19 protein-coding genes are annotated in these 17,478 nt (G+C 37.3%); 3 read left to right on the forward strand and 16 right to left on the reverse strand.

Annotated features, from left to right (window positions below):
• Positions 1-182: 182 nt before the first annotated feature.
• From ytfJ to ezrA, 14 genes are all read right to left on the reverse strand, one after another.
• Positions 183-677: a GerW family sporulation protein gene (ytfJ, locus tag FG390_RS06195; protein ID WP_141190160.1), complete on the reverse strand. Its 495-nt coding sequence runs from the start codon at positions 675-677 to the stop codon at positions 183-185.
• Positions 674-1,282: a DUF2953 domain-containing protein gene (locus tag FG390_RS06200; RefSeq protein WP_141190161.1), complete on the reverse strand. Its 609-nt coding sequence runs from the start codon at positions 1,280-1,282 to the stop codon at positions 674-676. Before FG390_RS06200 ends, ytfJ begins: the two co-directional genes overlap by 4 nt.
• A gap of 89 nt (positions 1,283-1,371) precedes the next feature.
• On the reverse strand, positions 1,372-2,025 hold the full coding sequence (gene hisIE, locus FG390_RS06205) for a bifunctional phosphoribosyl-AMP cyclohydrolase/phosphoribosyl-ATP diphosphatase HisIE (RefSeq protein WP_141190162.1): 654 nt from the start codon (positions 2,023-2,025) through the stop codon (positions 1,372-1,374).
• Positions 2,016-2,780: an imidazole glycerol phosphate synthase subunit HisF gene (gene hisF, locus FG390_RS06210; protein ID WP_141190163.1), complete on the reverse strand. Its 765-nt coding sequence runs from the start codon at positions 2,778-2,780 to the stop codon at positions 2,016-2,018. Before hisF ends, hisIE begins: the two co-directional genes overlap by 10 nt.
• Positions 2,770-3,510: a 1-(5-phosphoribosyl)-5-[(5-phosphoribosylamino)methylideneamino]imidazole-4-carboxamide isomerase gene (gene hisA, locus FG390_RS06215; protein WP_373681537.1), complete on the reverse strand. Its 741-nt coding sequence runs from the start codon at positions 3,508-3,510 to the stop codon at positions 2,770-2,772. Before hisA ends, hisF begins: the two co-directional genes overlap by 11 nt.
• 15 nt (positions 3,511-3,525) lie before the next feature.
• A complete protein-coding gene (hisH, locus tag FG390_RS06220) occupies positions 3,526-4,173 on the reverse strand; it encodes an imidazole glycerol phosphate synthase subunit HisH (RefSeq protein WP_141190165.1) in 648 nt (215 codons plus the stop codon).
• Positions 4,170-4,760 carry an imidazoleglycerol-phosphate dehydratase HisB gene (gene hisB, locus FG390_RS06225; RefSeq protein ID WP_141190166.1) on the reverse strand — a complete coding sequence of 197 codons (591 nt, stop codon included), beginning with the start codon at positions 4,758-4,760 and terminating at the stop codon, positions 4,170-4,172. Before hisB ends, hisH begins: the two co-directional genes overlap by 4 nt.
• Complete coding sequence (gene hisD, locus FG390_RS06230) at positions 4,760-6,037, reverse strand: histidinol dehydrogenase (protein ID WP_141190167.1); 1,278 nt, start codon at positions 6,035-6,037, stop codon at positions 4,760-4,762. Before hisD ends, hisB begins: the two co-directional genes overlap by 1 nt.
• A complete protein-coding gene (gene hisG, locus FG390_RS06235; protein ID WP_141190168.1) occupies positions 6,024-6,671 on the reverse strand; it encodes an ATP phosphoribosyltransferase in 648 nt (215 codons plus the stop codon). The genes hisD and hisG overlap by 14 nt, the downstream gene beginning before the upstream one ends.
• Positions 6,668-7,846, reverse strand: a complete 1,179-nt coding sequence (locus tag FG390_RS06240; protein WP_141190169.1) for an ATP phosphoribosyltransferase regulatory subunit — start codon at positions 7,844-7,846, stop codon at positions 6,668-6,670. Before FG390_RS06240 ends, hisG begins: the two co-directional genes overlap by 4 nt.
• 382 nt (positions 7,847-8,228) lie before the next feature.
• Positions 8,229-8,429 carry an alpha/beta-type small acid-soluble spore protein gene (locus FG390_RS06245; protein WP_141190170.1) on the reverse strand — a complete coding sequence of 67 codons (201 nt, stop codon included), beginning with the start codon at positions 8,427-8,429 and terminating at the stop codon, positions 8,229-8,231.
• A gap of 186 nt (positions 8,430-8,615) precedes the next feature.
• On the reverse strand, positions 8,616-9,818 hold the full coding sequence (gene thiI, locus FG390_RS06250) for a tRNA uracil 4-sulfurtransferase ThiI (RefSeq protein WP_141190171.1): 1,203 nt from the start codon (positions 9,816-9,818) through the stop codon (positions 8,616-8,618).
• A 3-nt stretch (positions 9,819-9,821) separates the two neighbouring features.
• Complete coding sequence (locus FG390_RS06255) at positions 9,822-10,967, reverse strand: cysteine desulfurase family protein (RefSeq protein WP_141190172.1); 1,146 nt, start codon at positions 10,965-10,967, stop codon at positions 9,822-9,824.
• 239 nt (positions 10,968-11,206) lie between these two features.
• Positions 11,207-12,901: a septation ring formation regulator EzrA gene (gene ezrA / locus FG390_RS06260; protein ID WP_181406398.1), complete on the reverse strand. Its 1,695-nt coding sequence runs from the start codon at positions 12,899-12,901 to the stop codon at positions 11,207-11,209.
• Between the two features lie 384 nt (positions 12,902-13,285).
• Here ezrA and FG390_RS06265 point away from each other — a divergent pair, with 384 nt between their 5' ends.
• On the forward strand, positions 13,286-14,056 hold the full coding sequence (locus FG390_RS06265) for a sulfite exporter TauE/SafE family protein (RefSeq protein ID WP_141190174.1): 771 nt from the start codon (positions 13,286-13,288) through the stop codon (positions 14,054-14,056).
• A 107-nt stretch (positions 14,057-14,163) separates the two neighbouring features.
• Here the strand turns inward: FG390_RS06265 and refZ are convergent, their stop codons facing one another.
• Complete coding sequence (gene refZ / locus FG390_RS06270; protein ID WP_258311593.1) at positions 14,164-14,793, reverse strand: forespore capture DNA-binding protein RefZ; 630 nt, start codon at positions 14,791-14,793, stop codon at positions 14,164-14,166.
• A gap of 145 nt (positions 14,794-14,938) precedes the next feature.
• Between refZ and msrC the strand changes: the two genes are divergently transcribed.
• Together msrC and rpsD are read left to right on the forward strand one after the other, a co-directional pair.
• Positions 14,939-15,430 (forward strand): free L-methionine (R)-S-oxide reductase MsrC, encoded by a 492-nt coding sequence (gene msrC / locus FG390_RS06275; RefSeq protein ID WP_141190175.1) that lies wholly within the window; start codon positions 14,939-14,941, stop codon positions 15,428-15,430.
• Positions 15,431-15,833: 403 nt separating this feature from the next.
• A complete protein-coding gene (gene rpsD, locus FG390_RS06280) occupies positions 15,834-16,436 on the forward strand; it encodes a 30S ribosomal protein S4 (protein WP_141190176.1) in 603 nt (200 codons plus the stop codon).
• A gap of 182 nt (positions 16,437-16,618) precedes the next feature.
• On the opposite strand, the gene FG390_RS06285 is transcribed toward rpsD, so the two are convergent.
• Positions 16,619-17,467: a VOC family protein gene (locus FG390_RS06285; protein ID WP_141190177.1), complete on the reverse strand. Its 849-nt coding sequence runs from the start codon at positions 17,465-17,467 to the stop codon at positions 16,619-16,621.
• Positions 17,468-17,478 lie beyond the last annotated feature (11 nt).

Below are 17,478 nucleotides of genomic sequence, written 5' to 3' on the forward strand. Positions count from 1 at the left end.
ATAGTGACCAAGTAAAATAAATACATAGCTCTGTCCGTATACGATACCTATGTATTAAAAAGTTTAAACTAAAAAAGCTACCTTACGTCTATCATAGCTTTCTTAGTATTAGATGGCAAATCAATTGATTCTTAGCTGAGTCCCAATTTCTTTAATTAACGTAAAACAGTTAACCGAGTTGGTTAACTGTAATAATCATTTTGATCTGAATCCATTTTCTTAGGTTTCATGTTAGGGCGTGCTTGCGGCATTTGTTTCCCAGATGATTTGTTTTTGCTACTCTCTAGAATTTTTTGGATTTTATCAACCGTTTGGGGTGCCAATTCCAGTATTTTTTCGTAAAGATGCGTATTATTATCTAAATGAATGGTTTTAACCCCTTGCATACCGACAATCAGGAAAGCAATCGGTGTAATGGATACACCGCCGCCACTTCCACCGCCAAAAGGCAAGCCAGATTTTTGTTGCTCTTCATATGATGATGAACTGGCGTTATTTGATTCTTGACCGAAATCACTACCACCAGCCGCAAAACCAAATCCAACCTTTGATACGGTTAAAATGATGCTTCCATCGGGAGTTTGAATTGGATCACCGATAATCGTATTGACGTCAATCATTTCTTTTAAATTTTCCATGGCTGTTTTCATTAATCCTTGAATAGGGTGTTCTGTCACGACGAAATCCGCCTCCCTTTCCTATACTTGGACAACTTATAGGCTGTCACAATAGCTTTTCCTAGCTTAAATGAAAATATGCAAATCACTTCGCTTGAAAATATGTTTTTGGTATAGTCTGGGGAAATATGCAACGATGGCGGATAATTGAGCAACTGCTTGGCATAATGACTTATTATCCCTTTTATTGTCCATGCTAAACCACAGTATGTAGCTGTAACCGCCGCATCTCCAAATCCTAGAATTGTATTCCAGTTTAACTTATTGATATGTATGGTTTTTTCTAATAACTTGTATTGAGGTGATTTTTTAATTTGCGGTATAGACAGTTCCTGCTTTGACAGAAAATCCTCTAAATGGGATAGATTAAATGACGGTTCTTGACTCGTCACAAAAGGATCAAGGAGGTCTTCAATATTTGAAATATGTCGTTCAAAGTGAAACAATTTTTTATGTAATATGGTGATATGAAAATGAACGCCTATTCCTTTTGGGCTTAAATAGGCTTTTAATTCAGCTTTAACAGACCAAAAAAGAAGCAACAATATAAAAAGAACGAAGATTCCTAATAAACATAGGCCCAGATAAAGGAAGTACACCACCATCACATCAACCGCCTTCACCTCAACAGTATAACCTGTAAAGTTTAAAAATAAACGGAGAAATCATGTGTGATTTCCCCGCTTACTCACAATTATTTTTCTTTGCGCCTAGCGAATTGACTTTTTTCATGATGACGTTTCTCAAGGACTTGTAAGATACGATCAAGTCCGACACCTTGCTCTCTAAGCATCACGAATACATGGTAAAATAAATCTGCTGTTTCCCATTCGAGTTCGCTAATATCTCGGTTTTTTGCAGCTATAATGACTTCAGACGCTTCTTCCCCAACTTTTTTTAGAATTTTATCTATCCCTTTTTCAAAAAGATAGGTCGTATAGGCACCTTCTGGACGTTCTACTTCCCTTATCGCAATGACACGTTCGAGTTCTTCTAAAACGGCAAATCGGTTATGAGATGCTTCCTCAGTTTCATTTTTCACACCAGAGAAACAGCTATATTCACCCGTGTGACAGGCCGGTCCACTTGGATTTACTCTGACTAGTAATGCGTCCTTATCGCAATCAAACGTTATGTCCACAATATCTTGTGTATTGCCACTTGTTTCTCCCTTATGCCAAAGTTCTTGACGTGATCGACTAAAAAACCAAGTCTGTTTTGTCTCTATACTTTTTTGCAGTGAGGTTTTATTCATATAAGCAAGAGTTAATACTTCTTTACTTTGAGCATCTTGTATAATAGCAGGAATTAATCCGTTTTCGTCATATTTAAGCTTTTCTATATCCATCTGACATGAACCCCTTTTTGTTTGCAGTAAGCTTTAACCTTCCCTACTGTTGTTTCTTTATAGTGGAACATTGATGCAGCTAAAGCGGCATCAGCCTGTGCTTGAGTAAAGACTTGATAAAAATCATCTAATGATCCAGCTCCTCCTGAAGCGATGACTGGAACTGACACTGCCTGACTTACTTTTTGTGTTAAATCGAGCCGAAAACCTTTTTTCTCGCCATCTGAATCCATACTTGTTAATAAAATTTCCCCGGCACCTAATCGAACAACCTCTTTTGCCCATTCAATCGCATCAAGAGATGTTTTTTCATGACCACCGTGAGTATAGACAATATAACGATTTGTTTCAGGATCATATTTTGCGTCGATCGCACATACGATGCACTGACTTCCAAAAAAGTCTGCTCCTTCTTTAATGAGCTGAGGATTGAGTACCGCGGATGTATTTAAAGAAATTTTATCGGCGCCTGCCCGTAAAATACGTTTTATATCTTCAAGAGATTTGATCCCTCCGCCAACCGTAAAAGGGATATGTAATGTAGAGGCCACTTTTTTGACAATGTCAACCATCGTATCTCTACCTTCACGTGAGGCAGAAATATCTAGAAATACGAGCTCGTCCGCACCTTCATCATTATAATGCTTTGCGAGTTCGACTGGATCTCCAGCATCTACTAAATTTAGAAACTGAACCCCCTTTACAACTCGTCCCTCTTTGACGTCCAAGCAAGGAATAATTCGTTTAGTTAGCAACGTGCTCCACCACCTTTAGCGCCTCAGATAAATCAATCGCATTCGTGTATAATGCTTTACCAATAATCGCCCCGGAGATGCCTTGTGATGATTTGGCCGCCAATGTTTCTACATCTTGAAGTGAAGACACTCCACCAGATGCTACGACTTGGCACCCGCTCTCCTTTGCGAGTGTTTCAATTTCATCTACGTTAGGACCTTTCATGGCTCCATCACGTGAAATATCCGTATAAATAATTCTCTTTGCACCCGATTTGACTAATTCTTTCGCCAAATCCACAGCTTTAATATTCGAAACTTCAAGCCATCCCTCAACAGCCACTCTACCCTGTTTGGCATCTATTCCGATCGTAATATTTTCCGGATATTTTTTCAGCGCTTCTTTAACAAAATTAGGGTCAGAAATCGCGCTGCTACCCAAAATCACTTGTTTAACGCCATGTGAAAGATACGCTTCTACTGTTTGTAGATCCCGGATACCCCCGCCTACTTCGACGGATAGAGGGACTTCTTTTGTGATAGCATAAATCCAGTCATGATTGACAGGCTTTCCGGTCTTTGCACCATCAAGGTCTACGAGATGAATCCAAGAAGCTCCCGCTTTATAGAACGATTTGGCCATTGCAACGGGCGAATCAGAATAAACGGTTTCTTGATTAAAATCGCCTTGAAAGAGACGAACACATTTTCCATTTTTTAAATCAATCGCAGGTAGAATAGTAAAAACCATGATATATCCTCTCTTCTAAGCGTTTGTTTGTTTTCGCAGGGCAGCGTATTCTATAAATTTTTTTAAAATACTTAAACCGCATTCACTGCTTTTTTCGGGATGAAATTGCGTTCCAAAAACATTTTGTCCATCTCCCACGACGGCGGGGACATCTACATCATAATCTGCCGTTGCTATTACAACTTCAGGTCTGTTTGTATCAACATAATATGAGTGCACAAAATAAGCATAATGATGACTTAATCCTTTAACTAAACAGGATTCTGGTTGTTTAATCGAAAGTGTATTCCATCCCATATGTGGAACTTTATAGGATTTTCCAGTCTTTGGTGAGAAGCCGCTGAATTTAATCACACGACCAGGAAGAAGCGAAAGCCCTTTTGTTAGACCATGTTCTTCACTCTCTTCAAACAAAAGCTGCATTCCTAAGCAAATGCCAAGTAACGGTTTTTTCTTCGCATAATCTCGGATAAACTCAACGTGTTTTTGATCCTCTAGGCATGTCATGGCATCTTTAAACGCGCCAACACCAGGTAAAATCATGGCATCCGTTTCATTGAGTTTAGCCTGATTATCCGAAATGATAAAAGGGACTCCTAATCCCTCTAAGGCCGAGCTGACGCTGAACAAGTTTCCCATTCCATAATCTAGTATACCTATCATCCTAATGTTCCTTTCGTCGATAATACGCCCGTAATTCTTGAATCTTGAATCGTTGCGGTATCTAACGCACGTCCTAGTGCTTTAAATACTGCTTCAATAATGTGGTGAGTATTTTGACCATAATGAACAATAACATGAAGATTCATCCGTGCCTCGATCGCCAATTTTTCCAAAAACTCAGGTAAAAGCTCGGTATCGAACGTGCCTACTTTTTGACTTGGAATATCCCCTTTAAAGATAAAGTGAGGGCGGTCACTTAAGTCAATGACGACTTCAGCAAGCGCATCATCCATAGGAACAACGGCATGGCCATAACGTTTAATCCCCGATTTATCTCCTACAGCTGATTTAATTGCTTGCCCTAGACAAATGCCTACATCTTCTGTTGTATGGTGATCGTCGACATCCGTATCACCTGTTGCTTCAACAGTAAAATCAAACAACCCATGTTTTGAAAACAAAGTTAACATATGATCTAGAAAAGGCACCCCAGTTGATATTTGAGACGTTCCTTGACCGTCTAAATCAATAGAAAGGGCAATTTGCGTTTCATATGTGTTTCGTTGTACTTTTCCTTGCCTTTGCATTAGCGTGTACCTTCCTTTATTCTATTTTCAACCGCTCGAGCATGTCCTTCAAAACCTTCATAACGAGCAAATGAAGCAATTTGTTGACTGTTATTTAAAATTGCCTCTCTTGAATACTGTATAATGCTTGATTGTTTTACAAAGCTTTCAACACTGAGAGGGCTGGAATAGGTTGAAGATCCATTAGTAGGAATGATATGGTTCGGTCCTGCAAAGTAATCTCCAACTGGGACAGGACTATATGGACCAATAAAGATAGCACCAGCATGTTTAATTTGTTTCACTTTCTTCTCTGCGTTCTTAATGACCACTTCTAAATGTTCAGGTGCAATTTGATTAATGACATCAATTCCTTCGTCATTATCCTTAACTAAAATAATCTTACCAAACCGTTCAATCGATTGGCGTGCAATATTTTGACGTGGCAAGTCGTTTAACTGTTTTTCTAACGCTTCTTCAACAGCTTGACCAAATTCTTTAGAAGGTGTAATAAGTGCTGCCATCGCAAGGGGATCATGTTCTGCTTGAGAAAGCAAATCTGAAGCCATCCACTCTGGATTTGCTGTATCATCGGCTAAAATAACAATTTCACTAGGACCTGCAAGACTATCGATTGCAACATCTCCAAAAACTTCTTTCTTTGCTATGGTCACAAAAATATTACCAGGTCCTACAATTTTATCAACAGGCTTTATTGTTTCTGTTCCATAGGCTAAAGCGGCAATGGCATGAGCACCGCCAACTTGATATATTTCATCAACGCCAATTTCATTTGCAGCAACGAGAACACCATCTGATACCACCCCTGTTTTTTGAGGTGGAGAAACTAATACAATTCGTTTGACACCGGCAACTAGTGCTGGAATGGCCCCCATTAATACAGATGATGGATAAGCCGCTGTTCCGCCTGGTACATACACGCCCGCTGCATCCAGTGGCGTTATTTGCTGACCTAAAACCGTTCCTTCATCATTGGTATAGACCCAAGATTCTGGTTTTTGCTTTTCAAAAAAAGCCCGAATATTGTTTGCTGCTTTTCTTATGACATCGACTACCTCATCAGATACTCGAGAATAGGCTTCTTTTATTTGTGCTTTCGTTATTTTTAAATGAGTAAGCTTAACGCCGTCAAAACGCTCGGTATAATCAAACAGTGCTTGATCGCCACGTTGTTTGACTTCATTAATTATTCCTTTAACCGCTTTTTGTTTCTCTTCATCCACACCAATTTTTCTGGCCTCTAGATAACTTAAGTCCCCATTTTTAATCCATTCCAACACCAGTCACCTCTACTATCGGTTTTAACTTTTCTATAATGTAGTCAATACTTTTTTTCTTTAATCGATAACTGACCGGGTTAACAATTAATCTTGATGTAATCTCCATTATTTTCGTTAGCTCAACCAATCCATTTTCTCTTAAGGTTTGACCTGTTGAAACGATATCAACAATATAATCAGATAAACCAATGAGAGGGGCAAGCTCAATCGAACCATTTAATGAAATAATGTCGACTTGTTTACCTTGTTTTTTAAAGTACTCTGTCGCGATTTTTGGATATTTTGTGGCTACTTTAGTTACAGAAGATTGTTGTTTCCTACTTGGTAGACCAGCCACAGCCATACGGCAAGCACTGATCCCTAAATCTAGCATTTCATAAACATTTCGTTGGCTTTCTAAAATAACGTCTTTTCCTGCAATACCGATATCTGCTACACCATACTCTACATAAGTCGCCACATCAACAGGTTTAGCCAATATAAAACGAAAGTTTGAGTTTTCAATTGTTAAGATAAGTTTCCGTGTTGTTTCAAATTCGTTTGGAAGGTCAAAGCCAGCTTCTCTTAATAAATGACAAGCATCATAGAAGATACGGCCTTTTGGCATCGCTATCGTGATGTAATCTGTCATATCGATAATCCTCCTGTTTTTATAAAGGATTTAACTGTTTTAAATTGTTCTTGAAAGGCCCGTTCGTTTTGTATGCTTTTGGCATTTTGGAGAACGACTCGTATGCCTTCTTTCCTTTTTTGATTGGCATATTCTAAAGCCTCCTGAATCGTATCTAACTCATATACGACAGCAACTTTCTCTGGTTCATCTGGGAAAGCTTCCATTGGGAGTGATTCAATTAATCGATCTAATCGAATACCAAATCCAGTTGCTGGAGCAGGACGGTTAAATTGTTTCAATAGATCATTATATCTTCCGCCACTGGCTAATGAAAAGCCGATTTTACCACCATATCCTTCAAATACAAATCCTGTATAGTAATCAAGATGTGGAACTAACGTAAGGTCAAGATCGATTTTTTCAAGTAGACCATAAGCTTTCAGTAAATGCATGAAGTTATTGACTTCTTGATAGTAGTCACTGCATGGATGATGTTCCATAAATTGAAGGGTTTTATCAATATCCAAGCTCCGAGTGTCTATGAATTGGTTTAAATCCGTTTTATTTTGTTGAGGAATATCTAATTGAGCCACAAGTTCACGAAATCCGACATCGTTCTTCATATATAATAGTTCACGTAAGGTATGAACATCCTCTTCGTCAAAAACCAAATCACGGATAAAGGCGTCGACGAAACCAACATGTCCAATCACGATGCGAATAGGATCTAAACCAACAATTTCAAATAATTTGACCATTAATGAAATAATTTCAGCATCGGCTTCGGGTGTGGCATCGCCAATTAATTCTGCCCCAACCTGTTCAAACTCACTTGGGTGTCCACCCTCACTTTTTTGAGCACGATACAGTGCAGATGTATAAGCTAAGCGAAGAGGCAATACGGCCTCTTTAAGCTCGGATCCAACGACTCTTGCAATTGGCGTCGTCATGTCCGGTCTTAAAACAACTGGTATACCTTGTCTGTCTATGAATTTAAATAATTGGTGATCATCAATTGCAGAAGCTTTCCCCACTGTTTCGGCGAATTCTAATGCGGGTGTCTTAATAAAATCATATCCCCATTGATTCATTTCTTTATAAAAAAGATCTTTCAACTCATAAGAGATACGATGAGCTTGAGGTAATGTATCTCTAAGTCCAAGCGGTTTTTCAAACATATAAGGCTTTGTCATAAAAGTTACTCCTTACTACAACTATTCCAGATACTTTAGTTCGCTAATGTATTAAAATACTATCGTTTAACTGGAAGTTTACATCACAGCTAGAGAATAGTCAATATATATGTCTAATGTTCAAACTTTCAGACAACAATATCTGCTTTAACACATGTCTGTTTTCGTAAACATGCTTTTTTGGTATTATCATAACATAAGACGTGGGACAATTGATTTGTCCGAAAAAGCGGCATACGTTCTGAAAAATGTCACGTTAGTATGACAAGCCACAAACGATTAGAAAAGATCCAAAAAATATGTTTAAGGATATGGATGAACAACTTAAACCAATCAAAAGAAGGGTGACGAGACGTCACCCTTCTAGCCATATCCTATTTAATTAGAATGATTTACCACTTAATTGTTGTTGAGCAGTAGCGACAAGACGTTTAGTGATCTCACCACCAACTGATCCATTCGCTCTAGAAGTTGTATCAGCGCCAAGTTGTACACCAAATTCTTGAGCGATTTCATTTTTCATTTGATCAAGAGCTTTTTCTACTCCAGGTACAAGAATTTGATTGCTATTATTATCAGCCATTTGGTATCACCTCCTTGTAACTTTATAATGTGTTAAATGATGATAAACCATTCATGAAACCCGTTGGAAATTATTTCATTGATAATATATTTTAAGAAATCAACTGGTTTAACCTAATTGTGAAAATCACTGTAAAAAAAGCATCCAAGTCAGCCTTGGACACTTTTTAATGATTTCCTTTTTCGATTATAATAAATCATCAATATCATCTGGTACCTGAGATTTATTCAATAGATCAATGGTTTGGACGCCTTCTAATGCCTCGTTAATCAGTTCATCAATAGGGAGATATTGCTCAAATTTATTAGCATGTTCACGTTTTGGTTTTGTTTTAGGTGCTGTAGGAAGAAAAATGGTACAACAATCCTCATATGGCCGAATCGAAATGTCATACGTATCAATTTTTTGGGCAATTGCCATAATATCAATCTTATCCATTGAAACCAGCGGACGGAGAACTGGATAATTCGTGACTTCATTGATCGTATGCATACTTTCAAGTGTTTGACTTGCTACTTGTCCAAGACTTTCACCGGTTGCGATGGCAAGGGCACCATTTTTTTTAGCTAATTTTTCAGCAATACGAAGCATCATACGCCTCATGATCGTCATACGATAATTATCTGGCATACTGTCTTTAATTGCCACTTGAGCATTCGTAAAAGGGACGATATGGAGTTTGATGTGCCCACCAAAGTTTTGTAACTTTTCGGCTAGGTCAATGACTTTTTGTTTCGCACGGTCATTTGTATAGGGAGGACTGTGAAAATGAATCGCTTCAATTTCTGCCCCTCTCTTTTGGAGTAAATAACCCGCAACAGGGCTATCAATTCCACCGGATAACATGAGCATGACCTTACCGCTTGTTCCAACGGGTAGACCGCCGGCTCCCGGGTACTCTCTTCCGTATAGACGGGTGTCACGCTCTCCAACCTCAACGCGAATATTCAAATCAGGGTGATGAACATCCACTTTTAACGCTTCCATATTTCTTAAGATATGGCCACCTAATTCTTGATTTAAGACGTTGGCTGGATACTCGAAATTTTTATTTTTTCTTCTTGCCGATATTTTAAATGTTTGAGCCTTAACTTCGCTTTGAGCAATTTGCAAGGCACCTTGTTTTATGTTCTCAAGGTTATTCTCGACTTTAATGGCTGCACGGATCGAATGAATGCCAAAAATAGATTGAAGTTGCTCGGCAACCGCATCGACATCTTCACCGTGTAGTGTAATTTCAATGTCATCGTAATGCCGTTTGACGAAGAGATTGGGAAAACGTTTTAACCTTTCTCGTATTGTCGTCTCTAACTTTACAATAAACTTCTTTTTGTTTTTACCTTTAAGTGATATTTCACCAAATCTAAGTACTAAAAATTCATATATCATGGTTTAACTCCTCATGACTTGCCGCAAGTCTGCTACTTGTGTTTTTAATATTTTTAGAAATTGATCAACTTCTTCAGCCGTCGTTTGATAGGACAAACTTAACCGAATAGCTTGTTTAGCATCTGAATCTGATACACCCATAGCAAGTAAAATCCGACTTGCTTGTTGATCTTTTGAAGAACAGGCCGACTTTGTTGAAACATAAACCTCTTTTTCTTCAAGAGCATGAACAAGTACTTCTGCTTTGAGTCCTTTTATACTGATATTGATAATATGAGGGGCAGATCCGTTCTTAGGTGTATGAATGGTTATTCCTTCAATTGTAGAAAGTCCTTGGATTAGTTTTTCTTTATGACGCTTAAGCTCACTAAAATGTGTCTTTTTAAATTCTAACGTCATTCTGAGAGCTTTAACCATTGCTGTAATACCAGGTAAATTTTCTGTTCCTGCACGTCTGCCTTGTTCCTGGCTCCCTCCTGCGAATAACGGGGATAAATTCACACCATGTCTAATGTAAAGAAGGCCAGTTCCCTTTGGACCATGAAATTTATGGCCTGAAATGGTGCAAAGATCGATTTTCCCTTGAGAGAGATCTAAAGGAACTTTCCCTACTCCTTGGACATGATCAACATGAAGAAGGGTCGTCGGTTTATCTTTTAATAAGTCTGCAACTTCAGAAATCGGTTGTATTGATCCTACCTCATTATTCACGTGAATCAACGTTACTAGGATGGTGTCTTTTCTTAAAGATTGTTTCAGCTGTTCGAATGAAATTTTACCTTCGCTATCAACAGGTAGATAAGTGACTTCATACCCTTCTTTTTCCAGCTGTTTACAAGCCAGATAACTGGATGCATGCTCTATCTCGGTTGTAATAATATGTTTGCCACGATCTTTAAAATAGTTAGCTATCCCTTTTATAGCTAAATTATTCCCTTCTGATCCACCAGAGGTAAATATGATTTCTTTATCGGAGACTTGAAGCAGATTCGCCGCTTGTTGTCTTGAACGCTTCAATAGCTCCTCGCTTTGGCTACCAAGTCTATGAATGGATGATGGATTGGCATAATAATTTTGTGCAACTTTTAAAAAAGTATCTAACGCCTCAGGATATGGTTTCGTTGTTGCGCTGTTATCGAAATAAATCACTCTTATCGATCCCTTTCAAGTATTTACAGCTCAGAAGAAAAACCCCTGTAAGTGCGTGTTCAAAAAGGCGATAAATTAGAAGCAAGAAGATCAAGGCGGCGCTGTTTTGAGGACCAGAATGTAGGTTTTTACTACATGAGGACCGGAAAAACGAGCGGGCGTCGAGATTTCGCAGCTTATCATTTGGTGACTTTTTGAACAACCTCTGTTAAGGAGTTTTTTCTTTTTACTATTCTAAATTAGTTTCCCTTTGAATACAATTCCATACGCTTTAATATTTTAGGCTCTTTTTTCTCGATCGCTTTTACAGCGACCTCAACGGCTTCTTGGTAATTATAACTTCTGAATAAAGTTTCAGCGTGATTTAGTTCTTCATTAATTTCGCGAGAATCACTACGATAACGATTACCGTATTGAATAAGTTCTTCTGAAAGGGCTGCGTTATCCATCATTTCTTGAGTCTTCTTATAGAACTCATTAACCTTTTCTACAGCATCATCTAAACTGCGTTGGACAGATACCATATTTAAAGGGGATTGATCAAGTTCATGATTAACATCTGCAAGAGCTTCTTCTGAATCATCAAGTAAAGTAATGTAATACTCTGGAACTCCTGGTAAATTGCTTTTTTGAACCTTTCGCCTGCAATCAAATATGGTTCTTTTCAGCTTTTGCATCGTTTCTTTCGCAATTAATTCATCTTTTCGAAGCGTTTTTATTTTGTCTTTAAACTCTTTTGCAGATCCTTGAACAACTTCAATATCAGAACGCATGGATACTAATTTTTCTAACAAAACACTAAAAGCTTCTTTTTGTTCCTGTAGGTCTTTAAAGACTTCTTGGTATTCCTTATCTAATTTATTGAAAATATCATCAATCTCATGTTGCATTCTGAGATCTTCTTCATCAATATGATAACTCGATTGAATCGTTTCCGTTTCCGCAGCGAGCGATTTTACATTTTCTCCAACTAATGTGAGATCTCGTTCTATGGTTGGAGCCACTTCCAATAGCTTCTTTCTGCTTATCACTTCTGTTTCCATCTGCTCAAATAAGTGATCCACTTGTTCATGCATGATATTAATACTTTCTTCCACTGGTTTTAATTCCATCTTACCAACGGCTTGATCAAGAATATTAAGCTGATGCTTAATTTCTTCTAATTGTACATTTATTTGTAAATGACGTAAAACATAGCCTTGGCTCGTCATTTCTTCAAAACCCATCCGCAAGTCTTGCATAAGATCAGGTATTGTATGGTGAATCTCGTTGTATAAGGACGGAATTTTTTCGAATTGTTTATTTAATTCTTCCATACTTGCTTTAGCCGATAGTAATATATCTCTTGCTTTTATGTAATTACCGTTATTTGTCTCGTCCTCATAATGCTGTAATTCTTTCTCAACTACTTTTAACTTTTCTTCTAATAAATTGACAGCTCCACGATATTGGCTTCTTTTCGTAATTAAATCTTTCTTTCCTTTTAAAAACATATCTTTGACAATGAGAATATCTTTTCGATTGGCATGCTCACTTTCAACCACTTTGTTCAGATCAGAAAGCATATTTCGTATACGAGCTTCAATCTTATTTAAATGGTCTTCTAAAGAGTCAAGCGTTTTTTCTGCTTTTTTAAAACGATAATGATCCACATAGCCTTCTGCATCAAATAATGATTCTTCAATCAACGGCAATTCCGTTGTTACGATCTCATCCCAATCTGCACGCCATTTTTCAAATTTCTTTTCAGCTTCGCCAATCATTTTTAATTCTTTTACTTTTGATATTTCTTCCGTTACAGGTCGATTCATAATATCCATTTTCCACGCTTCATATCGATCAATTTTATTGTACGTTTTTTTCCTCATCCACGTACTAAAAATGATGACAAACGCAACAACAATAATGAAACTTAATATGACATAATAGAACATTGGAAGTTCCCCCATTCTCCCATTAAAACCGGTATCTTTCCGAATCTATTCCCGTTCTCACATTAGGGAAAATATGTAAAATTTCTAATTAAGTATCGTTAATTCAACGAAATACCTTAACACCCTAAACTTACAAAAATAAGCTTTTATAAACTTCCCTTTGAACGTACTCAGGTATTGTCAAAAATACGACATAATTAATCAAATTCTTATCTTTAATAATACCATGAATACAGAGATTTGACTAAGATATATTTAAATTATCACATGATTTAATTGGTCTCTTAAACTTTTCCTGAACGATAGGGAATAGCCATTTTTTAAAGATACGTTTGGAAGAAAAAATGTTACAATACAATTGGTTTAAGTGAAGGAGGCTTGATAATGGAAGATTTACATACCTTAACTCTTATTTTTCTTATTTTTGCAGGATTTCTATCGGGTTTTATCGATGCTGTCGTTGGTGGCGGGGGACTTATTTCAACGCCTGCATTATTGTTTACCGGATTGCCTCCGAATATCGCATTAGGAACTAACAAACTAGCTGGTACAATGGGGGCTTTAACAAGCACATTAACTTTTATTCGATCAAAGAAAGTGGATTTTCATTTAATTAGTCGCCTTTTTCCTCTTACTCTTATTGGTTCTTTTATCGGTGTGATGATTGTACATATTATCTCCCCGGAAATATTAAAACCGCTAATCCTCATTTTATTAGCTTTAGTGACGATCTACACGATTTTCAAAAAGGATTGGGGAACCGTTTCAAATTATAAAGGCTTTACCCTATCTCGAGCCATTCTTTTCGGCCTGATCATTTTTACGCTTGGTTTTTATGATGGGTTCCTAGGTGGTGGTACAGGTTCATTTCTGCTCTTTTCTTTTTTAACAGTTGGATTTGATTTTCTGCATGCCGCAGGTAATGCAAAAATCTTGAATTTTTGTAGTAACATCATGGCCTTGATTACGTTTATATGTTTAGGTTCAGTCAATTTTCAGTATGGCATACCCATGGCTATCAGCATGATTGTTGGATCATGGATCGGCGCCAATGTAGCCATTCGAAAAGGATCATCCTATGTCAAAATACTCTTTATTGTGGTTACCGTCTTATTAATAGGAAAGAACTTATTCAGCTATTTATCAATTCATTAATTAAAATTTTATAAAAGAGCGTTAAAAGAGTAAACGTATGAGTTTGACCGTTAACGAATCCAAAAAATAGGTTATCAAAAGAGACTTCATTTTTTGATAACCCTTTTTTATGAAATTTGGGCAAAGAGCTGATCAGCCCAATATTTTATATATTGTAAATAATATTTCCGAAAATAATCCTCATGTGGCTGTAAATCATGGATGCGTCTGATATATTGTGGGTGCAAAAATGGCATGATGATCATGTCACGATATTGCATAACAAGGATATCGGTTGGAATGGCAACGTGATTTGACTTTTCTTGTTTAAATACCATTTCTAACAGATACTTTTCTTTCATTAAATAACTGGCCATAAATTCACGAATCAGATTTGTATCAAGTGTCATTTCTCGATGTACACAACGCGATAAATAAAAGTAGCGTTGTTGATAACGGATCATACGATCTGCAATTTGAATTAATCGCGTACATAATAAGGGTTCTAAATGTGTTGTTTGTTCAATAGCTGATTCCATCTCATCTAAATAACCCTCAAAGAATGAAGACATTAAATATTCAAGTAAACCTTTTTTCCCTCCAAAGTAATAAGAAATGAGGGCAATATTAACTCCCGCATCATTGGCAATGGCCCGAACCGACGTACCTGTATAACCACTCATATTAAAAAGTCGGATGGCTGAACGAATGACTTCATTTTTTTTATTGATATCCTTCACCTTTTCAATCGTTTGCAATATGATCACCTCGTCATTTACACTCTATATAACATCTTCTCTAAACTTTAGCATCCTCCTTCATAAATCGCTCGACACTTAGATGAGGTATTCTACAAAATTTGATAAAATAACAATATGTTTGATTAAAAGGAGAGAAATAAGAATGTTTTCTGTCAATAATTATTCTGGTGATCTGGAATCACAATATCAACTGGTCATAAAACAGCTCACGTCCCTCATTGAAGATGAGGAAAATTTAATCGCTAATCTTTCTAACGCTTCAGCACTTCTCAATCAATTCTTGAAAGATATTAATTGGGTTGGATTTTATCTTTTAGACCAAAAAGAGCTCGTTTTGGGACCGTTTCAAGGACTACCTGCTTGCGTACGAATCCCAATTGGAAAAGGCGTTTGTGGAACAGCCGTTCAAGAGAGGAAAACATTACGCGTCAGTGATGTTCAGCAATTCTCTGGTCACATTGCTTGTGATACGGCCTCTAGATCCGAGATCGTAGTTCCGATCATCGTTGATTCTCAAGTGATCGGTGTTCTCGATATCGATAGTCCAACGATTAATCGTTTCACAGAAGAAGACCAACGCTTCCTAGAACAATTTGTTGAAGTATTAAGCAAGCATATAAATCCAAACTCTTAATCTAAATAATAGTTGACAAGTCTGTGTTTAATTAACTATAATAGAGTTTGTGTAAAATGAGGCAGTGGTCAATGGATAAGATGAAGATCCTCTTATTTTGTTCCTCATGATCTTTAAATTAATTAGAGTTTAAAAAGGAGGACAAAAAGAGCCGAGAAGTTCAAGGAAGCGAAGCTTAGAGCACCGGAGCGTATGATTGTGTATACGTGAGGAGCGGAGAAGCAAGCTGACGCAGAAATTCGAAGGCTATTTTTCCCGGACTTTTTAACTTCAAATTAGAGGTGTACCCCGTAACTCTTCACTGCCGAGCGAAGGTACAAGATAACAAAATAACTTCATTCTTTAAATCCTTGAAGATGCTGTCATTTTATGCCTAATTTAAAATGACAAGGAGGAGTCAAATATGGCTCGCTATACTGGTCCTGCATGGAAAAAATCTCGTCGCTATGGTATTTCACTAAGCGGTACGGGTAAAGAACTTGAAAGACGTCCTTATATTCCTGGACAACATGGTCCTACACAACGTAAAAAATTATCTGAATATGGTTTGCAACAAAATGAAAAACAAAAATTACGTTTTATGTATGGACTTAACGAACGTCAATTCCGTCGTCTCTTCGACGAAGCTGGCAAAATGAAAGGTGTACACGGTGAAAACTTCATGATTCTACTTGAATCACGTCTCGATAACCTCGTTTATCGTTTAGGTTTAGCTCGTACACGTCGTCAATCTCGCCAACTTGTTAACCATGGTCATATTACTGTCAATGGTAAACGTGTCGATATTCCTTCTTACCGTGTTTCTGTCGGTGATGTTATTGGTGTAAGAGAAAAATCTCAAAACCTTGATATCGTTAAAGAAGCGATCGAAGTTAACTCATTTGTTCCTGAATATTTAACTTTCAATGAAGATAAATTAGAAGGTACTTTCAATAGACTTCCTGAACGTTCTGAATTACCAGCTGAGATTACTGAAGCTCTTATCGTTGAGTTCTACTCACGTTAATTAATATGCTTTGTAAATAGCATATTCATAAACCCTAGAACCTTGATATATCAATGGTTCTAGGGTTTTTTGTTTATTTTCAGCTTTGTATAACAATGTATTCTCCCCCAACAATTTGGGGGAGGTTTTGAGGAGCTTTAAATAATTAATGTGGACAGGCATAAAATTATTAAATCTATACATTAAACACTCAGGATGATCCGATTACCTGAAGGATCAGAAGTAACGTAAGACCCATTTTCTTCAGTAACAGATGCCCCAATACTCTTTAATTGGGCAATCATGTTATTTCTCTTTTCTTCATTTGGCAACACTAGCGTAAATGATTCAAGTCCAACGCTATTAGGAGAAGAAGTAGGTGCACCTACTCCATTCCAAGTATTCAAGCCAATATGGTGATGGTATTTGCCATCAGAAATAAAAAGTGCCTGAGTACCGTATCGGTTTACAACTTCAAATCCAAGTCCCTTGATATAAAACTCTTCTGTCTTTTTCAATTCCGATACATGTAAATGGATATGCCCCATAACTGTACCAGCAGGGAGACTCTTCCATGATTGCTTTTTTCCACCAGAGAGCAAGTCTGAGAAATTCAACGGATCAACCGCCATGTCAACTTGACCATGTTCCCAATTCCATTCTGAAGGATCACGGTCTATATAAATTTCAATTCCATTTCCATCTGGATCAGATAAATAAAGTGCTTCACTTACAAGATGATCCGAAGAACCGAACTGTAATCCAATCTCCAAAAAATGCTGAACTATTTTAGCTAAATCAGAACGTTTAGGTAGAAGAAGTGCATAGTGGTATAATCCTGTTGTTCTTCCTTGCTTAGGAACAACGTTATTTGGTAGTTCGATTGATAATAAAACGGTTTTCCCATCCGCTGTAAGGGTTGCGAAACATTCAGTTTGTTCCAATACCTTAAAACCAATCACTTCTTTATAAAAAGCTAACGAACGATGTAAATTTTGTACCTTCAAGTTGACTTTTCCTACAAATGTTATAGGTTCACGATGAAAATTCATTTTAGTTTCCC

Origin of the sequence: Terrilactibacillus laevilacticus (assembly GCF_006517395.1) — a bacterium.
Classification (GTDB): Bacteria; Bacillota; Bacilli; order Bacillales; family Sporolactobacillaceae; genus Terrilactibacillus; species Terrilactibacillus laevilacticus.